A 13,788-nucleotide genomic window follows, 5' to 3' on the forward strand; every position below is an offset into this window, starting at 1 on the left:
AGGAACATATGATTAGGTTCTTTTTGATTGGTTTGATGTCCACAATGATAAGCATGGCGAGCTTATATTCTGTGGCTGCGGATAACGACAAAGCAGGCGACTTATGTCCCGATGCCAACATCTTGAGTACAGTCATCGACGGTATGTGTTGGAGCTGTTTACTTCCAATTCGACTAGCCGGTATTGGTGGGGACGCGCCTAAAGGTGCCGCTTCGAGCAAGCCTTTTTGCATGTGTGCTGATGAGCTAGGTGTCCCTGAATGGGGTATACCGCTCGGATTCTTCCAACCATCAAGGATCGTATCTTTTTCACCAACGCCATACTGCATGCCTTCATTCGGTGTTCGTTTGGCAGACGATAATACCCGTGCTGGACAAGGCCGAACAGAAACAGCGATTGACGATACAGAAACTTCTTTTTTTCACTATAAATATTGGGTTTACCCAGTAATGCAAATGATTGAAATGTTTGCCAATGCGGATTGTACCTATGATGGGGCGACAACATTGGATTTGGCGTACTTTTCCGAAGCCGACCCGTTGTATCAAGATGATTTGTTGGCGTTCGTGATGTTTCCGGAAACCGTTATCTTTTCGAACCCAATAGCGACGTCTATCTGTACAGCCGATTGCGCTCAAATACTGGCTGGTGGAGAGGTAGTTGAAAACTATTTTTGCGCTGGGTGTTCAGGGAACCTTTACCCAATGACTGGTAATAATCAGTACAGTGACGATCCGGTACGTGGCACTTCGTTGTTAACCACGCGTTTGATGGCCACTCTACACCGACGTGGGCAAGCACAGCTGACAATGGGTAATCATATGATTCAAGACAGTTGTGAACCGAACTACGCGCCAATGTTGCCAAAAACACAATATCGTTCATCCATGCTTTACCCAGTAAGAGAGGCGAGCTCGCAACCTAAAGGTGGGGGAGGATCTTCAATTCCACTATCAACAGGTTGTTGTCATAAACTCGGTGACAGCGTTCTTAAGTGGGGGAACGGGCGATTGGTCCCTGGTCGGGAAGCGTTCGTTTATCTTATGTATTCTTGGAATGATTGCTGCTTAAGGTAACTTTAGAGAGCCACCCTAACGGGTGGTTTTTTGTATTCGTTTAACAAAAACTCAAAATGCCCTCGCTATTTGAAATTTTTTAAGTGTTACGGGATTAACCTGATCTTGTTTTGAGAAAAAGGCAGGGCGTTATGTTTAATCGAATACTGACTCACTTTAGCTTGTTCGCGTTTCTGGTTCAGATCTTTCATGTTTCTTTTATCGGTGTGCTGTATGCATCTACCTCAACGGTCACCTACGCACAGAATATGTCACTTGATGAGATATACGGAAACTTTCAAACACCTACTTACAGCGGTGGTAATGCTACTGTAGGTGGTAACTCGCTAGGCAACTCAGAATTGTTTGGATTGGATGTTGAGCGTGTTGGATCAGAAGGGCAATTTGACGCATACCAAGCTTATCAAAATGAAAATAAACTGAGAGAGTCAGGACAAGGTGTTTCAGATAGGTTTTCGAATAACACCGTTGGTAGTGAGTCGGACTATGACGCTAAGGCTTACAACACATTAAAGCTGAATTATAACGACAATTACCAAAAACTAGAGTCCGATGACTCTATCATGGTCGATGCCGACAACATTTTTAAAGAGTTGGCCAATAACCTAGATGATGCCAATTCAGATTTTTATAGCGCTTGCACGACAGAAACAAATACGTACTCAGTAAACAGAGAGTATGTCGGGAAAGTCAAAAATGAATGCATGGAACCCGACCGTTCCAATCTAATGAAGTGTGAATTAAAACGACACACAACCTACCCTTTGAAAAAGCGCTCTGGTAGTGGCGATGTAGAAATTATCGACTCTCATACCTTTAGATTGACGGTAGGTGACCCTACTAACAACGGTACTAATGACCATGGGATGGGTTGTTACCACAAAATTAACTTTGTTGAATTTGAGCTAGAAGATGTTCGTATCAGTTCGGTGACGTTCGAGCGAGTGTGGGTGGATGATGTCATTCAGTTTACTCTCAATGAAGAAATCGTTTATCAATATGTACCCACTAAATCGTATTGGTTTAACAATGGCAGTTGTCGTGATGGCGATTGTACTTCATACCCTGATTACGATGAAAACGGCAATTGGGTGCATCCATATGTAGATGAGACTGGCTTTCCATATCAACACACTAACTGTGAATTCAGCTCCAGCCGAGTGTTTACTACAAATACCAACATAACAAGCCAATTTGAAGCTGCTCGTGCTTCTAATCGCGGAATCGTTAAATTCAAAATGCGTTTGGGTGTAGGCGGTGGAGGGGAAGGTAAAGCCACCATTCTCGTCCGTACTGTGGACCCAATTGACCCTAAAGAATTCATTGAGCAATCTCCAGTTGGTTGTGCTGCGGAACTCGGTTGGATTCAAGACCCTTCGACGTGTGATGTGTTTGGTAGCGAAGGCGATCAGATCTACATTAATCCAGACTGTAGTAACCCACTGAATCAGAGTGGTGGACAACAAGGCATGATGTGTAGCTACGGAGGATGGGAATGTGTGGAATCCGAAGCGGCGCATATCGATGATTATGATCAGTTCTTAATCGGTTTGCCTATTAACGTGCCTCGTCCGGGCCAAACGAGCGATGGTAAAGCGTGTTTAAAGGCCAATGCTGTCAACTACGAATGCAATCCTTTACCGGACCAACAGATTTGTGGTCAACCATACTGGCCAGAAAGCAATGAGAGGGTTTGCACTTCTTTCACTGAATTTAACGCCAATATTCCGGATCGCTGTGAGCCTTACAGAAATAATGCCGACTGTGCGTTAATTGAACAAAACCCAGCCTTTGTTGACCCTATAACGGGGCGAGCTTACGTCCAAGAGTCAGTCTACGAATGTAACACTTATACAAACGGAAACTATTCGTACACGATGGAGGAAGACATTTGCACGGGTGAAATGCAGTGTGTGGGTGGAGATTGCCGTTATTCAGAGCTTGAAATGAATGATGACTTTGCGGAAGCAATGGCGACGTTCAAGATGCTGGAAGACATTAAATCGAATATGGAATGTGAAAATCCAGATGATGTCTCCACCTGTAAAGTCTTCAATGGTGAAGTGTCATATTGCGGTATCGAGCAGACAGGGCTTGGTTTTAACTGCTGCACGCTATCCGCAGGACAAACCAATATCTTCGATTACATCAAAGGCGTCTATCATCACTATGCGATGGAACAATCTCTGGCTGGGTTGGCAAGCTCTGGTGCCGGATTCGGTTCCTGGGCATCTAGTTACCCAACTCCTGTTACCAATACCGTAACTTATGTGACCGATGCTGTGAGCGCTGGTTGGGATTTTGCTGTACGTAACATCACGGGTGAAGTCGGGGAGGCCGCAGCTGAGGCCGCAACAGAGAGTTTGCTCGATGAAATTAAAGGTGAATTGATGAAAAAGGTCGCAGACCTGCTGCCTGATGCAATCCGAGATGCGATCTTTGATACTGTGACGGAGGGAACCGGTTCGACTGCTACTACTACAGTGTCACTCAACCCAGCTGTCTCTGGCGCATTTGCAACTATTATGGCCGTTTATGCTGCCTATCAACTGATTAAGTTGGGTGCAATGATGATTTCGGAATGTGACGACCTTGAAATGGGCATGGGTATGAAGCTCGACCAACAACAATGCATATATGCCTCAACCAGTTGCCACAAAGACACTCCATTTGGCTGTCTCATAAAGCGTAAGCACTATTGCTGCTACCCGAGTCCATTGGGGCGTATCATCATGGAACAAGCGGCGCCTCAACTGAATATCAGCCTCGATCCGAGAAATGGACAATGTTCAGGCATGACGCTTGAACAAGTCAGCGAGTTGGATTGGGACACCATAGATTTAACCGAATGGGAAAATCTGATTATGGCTTCTGGACTTGCAGTAGAACATGACGATTTAAATATCGATACCCTGTCGAGCCAAGCTTGGATGCCAAACAATGATGATGCAATGAACCCTGTCGACCTTAACCAAGCACGTTTCGAGTCAACTGACGCCGACGCAAACTTGAAAGAGACACATGATGCAGCAACACCTGGTAACTTGGATTGCTCGGTATACCCTAGACCACCAGTGTGTGACTCACCATTATCGATTTTGGACGATTAGAGTTATTTAACAAGGATAAATGGAATGAATCAACTGACTGAACTACAAGCTGGGTTAGCAATATTACAAGCTCATTGTACGAGGGGAAAGGTTATCGTGGAGGCAAACGCTAGGGGAGTTGGAATCAACGTTACCTTACGTGCGCCAAAGAATGAGCAATCAGGTTTACTGGATAAGCTGCGGTCAGTCGCACCATTTAAAGGCAAAGAACAGCTAATTTCTCTGTGGGTCGATGACCTTAAATTCTATGAGTGCCGCTTGGAGAAATATATGGTTTATATCTCAGACACGTAACTTACTTCAGTACATCAAAAAGGGCTTACAATGTAAGCCCTTTTAATTCCGATAGAGTATTTAGCCGTCTGACTCTAATTGCTCAACACGACTGATCTCGTCGTCGCACGAGATAGCGGTTATTTCGACATCTTCATACTTCGAATCCGCGCAGAACGCTTGTTGTCGGCGGACAATAAAGTTTGATCATTCACAATAAAGTATGATCATATACAATAAAGATTGATCGTTTTTTAACCTCCTGCTAAGTTTAGCTTAGTCGGAGGTTTTTTTATGTCAGATGCAGATAAGCCACTCAATAAGAAAGACCAAAAGCGTTTAGATGAAAAACGAGGCGAAGGGACGGGGAAGGACTATGTACCTTTTATTAAAGTCGGAGAGTTCAGCAGTTCTGGCGAAAGTGTATGTGTCAAAAGTGCCACTGTTGGCCGAGTTCATCACTTATTCTCTGGAAATGAGCTTGCCGCATTTTTGGTGTTCGATTGGTGTGAAGAGGTCATCGACATTCGAGAGCAGTTTCCTATTCCTCTTGCTGACTCTTTGATTATCTGCCGCCAACTAGGTATTCGTCACCCTCAAGAAAAGGGCGAGCTTAAAATAGTGACAACGGACTTAATCATCGATTTTGTTGATGGTTCCCAGTTAGTGATCCCCGTAAAGCCAGCTCTAGAGCTTGATGACAAGCGCATTGTCGAAAAGCTTCAAATAGAGAAAGCGTACTGGGAAGCAAAAAAAGTACCCTATCTCATTTTTACCGATCAAGAAGTCTCCAACGAACTCAAAATGAACCTGAAGTGGATAAAACCACTTATCGACTTAGATACTGAAGTCGAATACCCATTCTCAAAGCAAGATGTCATTGATCTTGCCGCTAGGTTAGCGAAGCAACCCAAAGCTTATGTAGCCCGATATTGTGCAAAATTGGATGATCAATACCAATTAGAGGAAGGGACTCACATCGGAATATTTCGCTATGGTATCGCCAATCAATATTTAAAAGCATGACTTGAAACTCCGTTTACTGAGTGGAAGTGCGAAGATGTGGAGCTCGTAGATAGCGATAGTGCATATTTGGAGGTCGGCAATGCTTCTTAATCAAGTCTATCAATACACAGATTCAACGAGCGAATACGTGTTGTGTACGAAACGTTAGAGTTCATCTGGCTGATCAGTCTCGATGATGAATCGGCTTGGCCCATACTTATGCCAATCTCTGAGCTACATGAACTTATCGCAGCACAAACGATAGAGTGCATCAGTGAACCTTTTACTTTCTCTCATGTTGAGCCCGGCGGTGCACAAGCTCTCAAGCGAGATGAAGCCTATACGCTGCTTAAAATTCTACTAAAAGACCACAGTGAATTATTTGATAAGACGTCGCGAAACCGTCTAATTAGAAACGCAGTTGAAGTGACAGGAAAACCCCGGATTTACTTCATTCGTCAACTTCGTCGATATTGGCAAAGAGGGATGACGCCAAATGCATTACTGCCTGACTATCATAAGTCAGGTGGGAAAGGTAAATTTAGGCGTGACGTGGGCAATAAGCTCGGGCGGAAGCGAACAACTGCCGAGGGCGTAGGTGCCATCATTACCGATGATGTCGCAGAAATTTTCAGTCTAGCAATTGATGGCTTCTTTCTTCAAAACGATAAGTTCTCTATCAAAGACGCCAAAGATAAAGCAATTGGCTTGTATAAATCAAGATATCCCGACTCTGATAAGACTTCCATACCGACTCTTCGTCAATTCCGCTATTTCTATGAATCTAACTACAAGAAACATGATGTAGTAAGACGAAGAACGCCATCCAAAGCATACGACAAGGATATTAGAGCGCTAACAAGCACATCAGCCTTTATGAATATCGGACCTGGAGGGCGGTATGAGATTGATGCAACGATTGCGGATCTCTATTTAGTTTCTGAGAAAGACCCGAATAAAATCATCGGTAGGCCAGTGGTTTACGTGGTTAAAGATGTTTTTAGTCGCATGGTTACTGGGCTTTATGTTGGTTTAGAAAATCCATCATGGGTTGCGGCTATGATGGCCATGTCTAACGCCTTTCTTGATAAAACGGAGTATTGTCGGAGCTATGGAATAGAAATCGATTCTTCTATGTGGCCTTCTATTGGTATTCCTGCGTCTATCATGGCGGATAAAGGTGAGCTTTTGCATAGGCAAGCTGACGTTCTCGTTAATGCCTTTAACATCCAATTAAGTAACTCGCGTTCCTACAGAGGGGATGATAAAGGCGGTGTGGAGCGCTATTTCAATACTCTTCAAACAAAATTCAGACCCTATGTCGGTGGTATTGTTGAGCCAGTCAACGGCAAGAAGCGCTTAGGACGCAGATATGAGCTAGACGCAGAATTAACCTTGCATGCATTCACTGAGACAGTGATTCACATCATTATCAACTACAACACTAGGCACGTAGTTAAAGATTATGATTTTGCCGAAGATATGCCTAATGACTTACCCGCAGTCCCCATTCAGCTTTGGAACTGGGGAATCAAAAATCGCACCGGTAAGTTAAGACCATGCAGTAAAGAGATGGTTGAAGTGAACTTGTTACCCACTGAAAAAGGGACAGTGTCTGAGGTCGGTATTGGTTTCAAAGGACTGAAATACACTTGCCGTGAAGCAATGGCTGAAGGTTGGTTTGACCGATTTAAGCAGACAAGACCAAAGAAAGTTGAGGTGGCCTTTGACCCGCGTCGAACCGATGTTATTTATCTGAGACCCGACAACAGTTATCAATCCTATTGGATATGTGAGCTTTCAGATCGTAGCCGTCGATACAAGGGAATGAGTTTCGTGGATGCTGCGGGTATTCTCAAGTCTTCTAAAGTTGCAGAGGCTTCAGCGAATCAAGCTAAGGATTTTGAGGCTCCTGACCTACAGGAAACGATGGAGAATATCGCCAAACGAGAGCGTGGTAAAAAGGCAAACACACCTAAATTAAAGGACTCACAAAGATTGGCCGGAATTAAGGGGAATCGAGATGAGGAGCGAGAATTTGAGCGAGATAATACCGCTGTTAACCTAAAGCCTGAGTCGAGGCAAAGTACTGCTGAAGTCATTGAGATTGAAACGGGGCACAATTCGGAAAGCATTGAATACCCGTCACTGGATGATTTTTTAGGAGATGACGATGATTAAGATTCACCATGCGGAATACGCAGATCCTGAAATCGAAGATTACCGAAATCAGCCTTTGATCAATGCACTACCTTTATTGAACTCACCTCAGAATACGGTAAAAGAGTTAAATCGTTACCCCAAAGTGCGAGACTCGGAAAAAACCTTACCTGGATACATCCGTCGCCATGCAATGATGCGAATACTTGATGGTTTTCTGTACCCGACAAAAGCTCACCTGCAACTGGAACAGATGATTTCAGGGATGATTCGCCGAGGATACCTTGGTCGAAATATCGCATCGAGTGACTATCAGCGTAACCTGTTAGATGTTGATAACGTCGATTTTTCCGCAGCATCGAGAAATGCGGGTAGTGCTGCGTTGGCAACGACGGTCATTGGCTGTTCTGGAACAGGTAAAACTACTGCCGTTCAAGCGATTTTAGATTCATATAAGCATCAAGCCATTTATCACCCAGATTATCAGCATACTCAGTTGGTATGGCTAAAGATTGATTGCCCTCATGATGGTTCAGCAAAGAGCCTATGTATCCACTTTTTCCGTGCGGTAGACGACGCGATTGGAAGCGACTACGAACTGCTCTATGTAAAGTCTAGGTCATCAGCAGAATCTATGTTGGGTGACATAGCCAGAGTATGCGCCCTTCATTCTATTGGTATCTTAGTGCGGCGCGCTCCGGCGGTGCGACCAAATTACTGAATTTCTTCGTTACTCTCACTAACGTAATCAAAGTGCCAGTGTTGTTCATTGGCACGCCCAAAGCCCTAGAACTTTTTTCTCCTACGTTAAGGTCTGCTCGTCGCGCTGCTCAGTTTGGTAGTTTGAATTGGAATCGATTCGAGCACCTATCAAATACAACCGATGAAAGCGAATGGGAGCGCTTTTTCAATAGAATGTGGAAGTTGCAGTGGTTTCAATCACCGACACCGATTACGACACCAATGAAGGACTTGTTTTGGGAGCTCACTCAAGGTGTCGCTCATGTAGCTGTTTCATTGTTTTACCTTTGCCAAGCAAGAGCAGTGGTTGCGGGTAAAGAAGTGATTACCCTAAAGTTAGTCGAAGATGTGTTCAACGAAGAGTTGTCGATCATTCATCCGATGATCCGATCGCTCCAAAGCGGTCGAAAAGAAGAAATCGTTAAGTATGCTGACTTAGACTTACCTGCCGATTCAATTCGTATTATTGGGCAAGCTAGCGATAGCGATGTGGATGAGCTTGAAGCTACTGGTGAGGTAACTGATGATAAATTGGTGGAACTCACAGGCATGTTGATTCTCATGGGACTTGGTGAGGATGTGGCTAAACTAGCGGCGAGACAAGCCATTGATGAAAAGCCTAGTGAGGATCTATTTGGGTTAGTTGCGCATATAAAATCGTTAGAGGATAAACCAGAGACAAAAAGTAAGCCTGAAAAATCAAAAGTAGCCAAGCTAAAGCCTCGTTATGTGGATAACGATCTTCGATTGCTGAGAAGTGACAACCCAATGTCTACCTACAACAACCTAAAACGTGAAGGCATGATTCTTGACATCACACCATACCTCTAGGTACGAAACCGCTAACTATACTCTAATAAATGAAACGATTTGTTTGGTGGTTGAAGATGTTGACCTATTTTCCAGTCGCTCAGAAAGATGAGTTGCTCACTAGTATTATTGCTCGGTTTATCCAGCAAATGGGAATCAAAGATGACAAGATCGCATTAGACATTCTCTTTGGCAATAGAATGATCGTTCCTTCGCCTTTTCTACAAGGTCATATCGCGCAGCTTTTGGATCATATCGGTCACGTATGGGAAGTGAACCCTAAGCAAATCGTAGCGCGCTATACGTCCCTTCCGTTGTTTAAACCCTTCGTTGAGTCACACCGCTATAAAGCGTTGCAAGCCAATTTAATTCATAGTCGAGTGAACCCCTGTATGTCTCGCGCAGGTATTCCAGCTTCGGTTATCGAGTGGCCTACGACGTACAAGATTTGCCCTCTATGTTGGCAAGAACAAAGTAAGAACCTTGGTTTTACCTACTGGCAGCGATTGTTTCAGGTGCCTGGCGTTAACGCGTGCCCGCTTCATCAGAGCATTCTCATAGATACATACCGATTCACTCTACACACAGGCATCAGTTTGTTGATGCGAGTAGCTATCAATGCCAAACACGTTTTTCTGAGGCCGCTAACGCTTGCGACCTGAGAATATCCGAAATGGTAGAGATCTTACTCAACTCGAAAATAAGTTCGATTTCACCTGCGCAATGGACGCTCTATTATCAGAGGCTTGCAAGAGATGCAGGAATGATGATTGGTTCAAGAGTAGACCATAAAGCAATTTCGGATTCCGTGCGCAGATATTGGTCAGATGAATGGTTGAACCAACAAGGCTTAGCACTTTGTGGGGCAAATACATGGTTAGTCGCAATCTTCAGAAAACATCGAAGGGTATTCAGCTATCTGTAACACTTCATTGTTTGTCTGCCACTTCGAGGCAGTTCTGTTGATTTACTAGAAGAGCTTAATCTTGCTAGAGGATACCCAATCATTGAAGGAGCAACACACCCTACTAGAGCGACGAAAAACATAGTCAAGCGCGATATAATCAGAAACCAGTGGCTTGGAATTTTAGAATCGTCACAAACTGAATCTCTTAAAAAGATAAGAACGACAGCCCTAGGTGCTAGGCTGTATTCTTGTCTTTATCGATATGATCACGAGTGGCTCAATGTACACAAACCCAAGCGCGCTTCAAATTACCAGAATTATCGTGTTGATTGGCAGGTTCGAGACCGCCAGATAGTGAAAGCGCTACTTTCTATAAAGAACGAAACAGAGGGAAGAATACACGCTCCTCGCCATTCAAAATCATGGTTTGCGTCGAAAATAGCCAAAAAGAGCTTGATCGAAAAAAAATTGTACAAACTCCCACTTTGCAGCTTGTTTTTTGATCGATATAGCGAATCGGTTGAAGAGTACCAAACAAGACGATTAAGCCGTGTTATGGTTCAACTCATTGAGTGTAATGATGTTTTAAGGCCCGTGTGTGAGATTGAACGACTTGCTGGACTCAGCCGTGCGCGTAGCAGGAAACCTGCACGGGAAATTCTCCGATTGGACATCCCAACCTGGCAGAGAGTTGCGGCACTTTCCTGAAAATGTACCGTTAATCAACATTGGAAGTATCCACACCAAGCGCGTTCTCAATAATAAAGTCCGGCCTTATATCAACGTTCAGTTTTCAGGTTTCCCGAAAAGTCGTGTCCCGGCGGAACTGATACCAATGTTGGTTGTTAATTCTCACTACTCGAACAAAGAACGCACGCTTCCACATAAGCGCGAAATCATCGACATAAAAATATCAGATAATTTTCAAAGAGCCTCTTCAAACAAATCGCATTCAATCATTTTAAGGGAGGGTAACTTAAAGGCTGTTGTCCCTTGTATAGAGCTCGCTCGAGCACTTTTTTTACACAATGTACATCTAACACGTACAGCCTTAAGACCAAACGGGTTATTGGGGATGGCCGTTGTGGATGATACTGGAAAAGAGTGTTTTATCCGTTTTAACAGGTCATCGGATTACCCATTAAAGAATTTGAACTCCAAGGATGCATGCAAACACTTGAGGTGGTTGTTGCTTAATCCTGAGGCAACAAGAAGCTTCAACAGCATCTATGACAAGTTACAACAAGATGAAAATTCGGGGTGGAACTTTAACTTTGAGCCACCGCCACTTAAAAGTTGGCGATTTAAGCTTGCTGGTGAGTATGATGAAAGCGACCCAATGCTTTTTTATGTTGAAGAAATCAAGATAGTTTACTCGTCTAGTTTTAACTATGGAAAAAAAGTCTCGATATTCCATCCAAAAAAATCGATGTTATTCCTATTGAGCCAAGTAACGGCAAGCGCCCAGAAATTAACCGGACAGACCCAGATCCGCAGTTGGACTTTGAAGCTACGCCAGGCAGTCATAGAAAAAGGGATACCTTCAGTGAAGAAGGCTTTCGATTTGTCTGTAATACTGAAGATGAAGTAACCGTTTCCCCAGGAAAAGCATTATCGAGGGTAGCGCCTAATGTGAATACCACCGAAGAGCCAAAACGTGATACATCTGGAGTTGGTCACGGAACAGCAACAGGATCGGCGCAAGAACTAGACTGGGCGATCAATCGTAGTGATTGCGATGATCCAACTAGGCCTGAGACTCCGAAAGTAGTCGCACCTACAGGTAACTTTCAAATTTTTGAAAAGGTAATCAAGAAGCTCATGAAACTTCCTGATTATGAACACAAAGGTACACAGTGCTTGGCAATGCCAAAGCCGGACAATTCTTCCCTGATATACAAAAACAAGCTCACACAGGAGGCTCGAACCTTTCATTGTGCATATTTCTATTACCGGCAAACCCCGCTTGTCATCATTGAGGTGGATATTAGCGATATTAACGACAAGCATAGTCTAGGGGCTAGATTATTTGGGTTTTCTGAAAGTAGCAAAGATGGGCTTACGCACGTAATGAAAGCATGTTCCGAGAAAGGCGTTCGATGGGATGCTAAAGCAAACCAAGAACACTGTTCAGTAGTGGTTGAAATTAAGCACCCTTCTAGAACCAAAAAAATTGAAGGTGAAACTGTCCTCAGAACCGAAAGTGAGTATGAGACAGCATGGATAGAAGCGCTCCATAGGGCTGTGAAAAGAGTAACCTAGAGGGCTCTCATAGACAGGATCTTAAGAGCTAACTTGTTTATTTAGATAGAAAAAAGGCTTCATTTATGATCAGATAATCGTCGCCAAACAAACTACCTACATCAATAGTGAAGCCGATGACGATTATCTCCTTACAGAAGCAATTTAAGCAATTCTTTAATGCTGACACCCTCCAAAAAATGGCGAAAAGTACAGGCCTGATGAAACGGTGTCGGGCGATATTACCCGAGCAGCTAGTCATTAGCTTAGTGGCCGCGTTAAGCAAAGGAAACTGCACTTCCATTGCGGATTTACTACGACAATTCAATGGGATGTGCTTGAGCCCTGAAGGTGCCGTGGCATACAAGCCTTACCATAACCAGTTGAGGAAAAATGAGTTTCCTAATTTCATGAGGCAACTTGTTATGCGAGCAATAGCTCAATTTGCTCGCCAGCAGAATGTCGGTCTACCAAATAAGCTCGACACCTTTGATGATGTACTGCTTCAAGATGGCAGCTCTTTCCACATCCATCGTGACCTGGCGGATGTTTATCCGAGTCGATTTAAACGTAACCCTGCAGCGGTTGAATGTCATATGACAATGTCGTTGAAAAGCTTTTCTCCAGTCGCGATGAACATCAGCGCTGATACGGCATCAGAAAGAGATTTTTTACCTGAGCCCAAAACGATGAACAACAAATTGCTGTTAGCTGACGCAGGGTATCTTGATTTCCACTTCTTTCGAGAGCTTGAACAGCATGGCGGATTCTATATTGTCCGAGGTGCTAAGTCTCTGAACCCTATGATTATTGAGGCAAGGAACGGCAAGGGGCGACTGCTGCCTAAGCTAGAAGGGAAGAAGCTGAAAGACATTACTCGAGGTACCAACCGTTCGCAGGTCCTTGACCTAAAAGTCCGTCGAGGTAAACAAGAGTTTAGAGTCGTGCGACGATGGTTTGCTGAAGAAAAACGATTCTGCATTTGGATAACTAACTTACCTTCAGACACCTTTACTGCCGATGACATCATGGCGATCTACCGCTGTCGATGGCAGGTGGAACTGCTTTTTAAAGAGTTAAAGTCTCACACCAACTGGCAACGATTTGTCACCGCACAAAAGGCCATCGCTGATGGACTCATCTGGGCCAGTTTACTTGCGCTGATCATTAGGCGTAGTATTGCGCTTCAGATAATGCCATCGGTCTCATTGTTTAAAGCGGCAAAAAATGTGGATGTCTGGCTGTTACCAATATTTGAATGTATCAGTCACGGCGCATGGTCAGAAATCAGCAATAAAATCGAATGGGCTACCAGTTATATATCAAGGAACGCTCAAAAGTCCGCGCAGAGGAAGTCTAAAGAAAACATTACGTTAGACGGAATTTACGCTGAGCTTAGTGCTTAAGGTTCTGTCTATGAGAGGGCTCTAAGTTTGCGACAGAACCCGAATTAACGATAATTTCC

At 44.0% G+C, this 13,788-nt stretch carries 13 protein-coding genes; all 13 read left to right on the forward strand.

Features of this window, described 5'->3' with window-relative positions; genetic code table 11:
* The first annotated feature begins 8 nt into the window (after positions 1 to 8).
* The 13 genes from OCV56_RS25005 to OCV56_RS25060 all read left to right on the forward strand — a co-directional run bounded on the left by OCV56_RS25005 (position 9) and on the right by OCV56_RS25060 (position 13,729).
* Complete coding sequence (locus OCV56_RS25005; RefSeq protein WP_086714933.1) at positions 9 to 1,076, forward strand: TraU family protein; 1,068 nt, start codon at positions 9 to 11, stop codon at positions 1,074 to 1,076.
* 131 nt (positions 1,077 to 1,207) lie between these two features.
* A complete protein-coding gene (gene traN / locus OCV56_RS25010) occupies positions 1,208 to 4,186 on the forward strand; it encodes a conjugal transfer protein TraN (protein ID WP_086714932.1) in 2,979 nt (992 codons plus the stop codon).
* A gap of 24 nt (positions 4,187 to 4,210) precedes the next feature.
* Positions 4,211 to 4,480 carry a hypothetical protein gene (locus tag OCV56_RS25015; RefSeq protein WP_086714931.1) on the forward strand — a complete coding sequence of 90 codons (270 nt, stop codon included), beginning with the start codon at positions 4,211 to 4,213 and terminating at the stop codon, positions 4,478 to 4,480.
* Between the two features lie 273 nt (positions 4,481 to 4,753).
* On the forward strand, positions 4,754 to 5,485 hold the full coding sequence (locus OCV56_RS25020) for a TnsA endonuclease N-terminal domain-containing protein (RefSeq protein ID WP_228761204.1): 732 nt from the start codon (positions 4,754 to 4,756) through the stop codon (positions 5,483 to 5,485).
* Positions 5,486 to 5,617: 132 nt separating this feature from the next.
* Positions 5,618 to 7,645 carry a Mu transposase C-terminal domain-containing protein gene (locus OCV56_RS25025; protein WP_228761205.1) on the forward strand — a complete coding sequence of 676 codons (2,028 nt, stop codon included), beginning with the start codon at positions 5,618 to 5,620 and terminating at the stop codon, positions 7,643 to 7,645.
* Entirely contained in the window at positions 7,638 to 8,345 is a 708-nt protein-coding gene (locus OCV56_RS25030; RefSeq protein ID WP_228761206.1) for an ATP-binding protein, read from the forward strand. Before OCV56_RS25025 ends, OCV56_RS25030 begins: the two co-directional genes overlap by 8 nt.
* On the forward strand, positions 8,282 to 9,196 hold the full coding sequence (locus tag OCV56_RS25035) for a hypothetical protein (protein WP_228761207.1): 915 nt from the start codon (positions 8,282 to 8,284) through the stop codon (positions 9,194 to 9,196). The genes OCV56_RS25030 and OCV56_RS25035 overlap by 64 nt, the downstream gene beginning before the upstream one ends.
* 56 nt (positions 9,197 to 9,252) lie before the next feature.
* Complete coding sequence (locus OCV56_RS25040) at positions 9,253 to 9,837, forward strand: TniQ family protein (protein WP_228761208.1); 585 nt, start codon at positions 9,253 to 9,255, stop codon at positions 9,835 to 9,837.
* A gap of 11 nt (positions 9,838 to 9,848) precedes the next feature.
* A complete protein-coding gene (locus OCV56_RS26185) occupies positions 9,849 to 10,100 on the forward strand; it encodes a TnsD family Tn7-like transposition protein (RefSeq protein ID WP_324187112.1) in 252 nt (83 codons plus the stop codon).
* A gap of 159 nt (positions 10,101 to 10,259) precedes the next feature.
* Entirely contained in the window at positions 10,260 to 10,790 is a 531-nt protein-coding gene (locus tag OCV56_RS25045) for a TnsD family Tn7-like transposition protein (RefSeq protein ID WP_228761211.1), read from the forward strand.
* On the forward strand, positions 10,681 to 11,673 hold the full coding sequence (locus OCV56_RS25050; RefSeq protein WP_228761209.1) for a hypothetical protein: 993 nt from the start codon (positions 10,681 to 10,683) through the stop codon (positions 11,671 to 11,673). Before OCV56_RS25045 ends, OCV56_RS25050 begins: the two co-directional genes overlap by 110 nt.
* 41 nt (positions 11,674 to 11,714) lie before the next feature.
* The gene (locus tag OCV56_RS25055; RefSeq protein ID WP_228761210.1) at positions 11,715 to 12,344 is read left to right on the forward strand and encodes a Tn7-like element transposition protein TnsE; all 630 of its coding nucleotides are present in this window, start codon (positions 11,715 to 11,717) and stop codon (positions 12,342 to 12,344) included.
* Between the two features lie 116 nt (positions 12,345 to 12,460).
* The gene (locus OCV56_RS25060) at positions 12,461 to 13,729 is read left to right on the forward strand and encodes an IS4 family transposase (protein WP_086714930.1); all 1,269 of its coding nucleotides are present in this window, start codon (positions 12,461 to 12,463) and stop codon (positions 13,727 to 13,729) included.
* Positions 13,730 to 13,788 lie beyond the last annotated feature (59 nt).

It is taken from the genome of Vibrio gigantis, from assembly GCF_024347515.1.
Classification (GTDB): Bacteria; Pseudomonadota; Gammaproteobacteria; order Enterobacterales; family Vibrionaceae; genus Vibrio; species Vibrio gigantis.

What these genes read in the sequence shown, in the direction of transcription:
- OCV56_RS25005 (WP_086714933.1), top strand. Translation starts at nt 9, where the DNA reads ATGATTAGGTTCTTTTTGATTGGTTTGATGTCCACAATGATAAGCATG.
- traN (WP_086714932.1), top strand. Translation starts at nt 1,208, where the DNA reads ATGTTTAATCGAATACTGACTCACTTTAGCTTGTTCGCGTTTCTGGTT.
- OCV56_RS25035 (WP_228761207.1), top strand. Translation starts at nt 8,282, where the DNA reads ATGCGCCCTTCATTCTATTGGTATCTTAGTGCGGCGCGCTCCGGCGGT.
- OCV56_RS25060 (WP_086714930.1), top strand. Translation starts at nt 12,461, where the DNA reads ATGACGATTATCTCCTTACAGAAGCAATTTAAGCAATTCTTTAATGCT.
- OCV56_RS26185 (WP_324187112.1), top strand. Translation starts at nt 9,849, where the DNA reads ATGGTAGAGATCTTACTCAACTCGAAAATAAGTTCGATTTCACCTGCG.
- OCV56_RS25020 (WP_228761204.1), top strand. Translation starts at nt 4,754, where the DNA reads ATGTCAGATGCAGATAAGCCACTCAATAAGAAAGACCAAAAGCGTTTA.
- OCV56_RS25040 (WP_228761208.1), top strand. Translation starts at nt 9,253, where the DNA reads ATGTTGACCTATTTTCCAGTCGCTCAGAAAGATGAGTTGCTCACTAGT.
- OCV56_RS25030 (WP_228761206.1), top strand. Translation starts at nt 7,638, where the DNA reads ATGATTAAGATTCACCATGCGGAATACGCAGATCCTGAAATCGAAGAT.
- OCV56_RS25015 (WP_086714931.1), top strand. Translation starts at nt 4,211, where the DNA reads ATGAATCAACTGACTGAACTACAAGCTGGGTTAGCAATATTACAAGCT.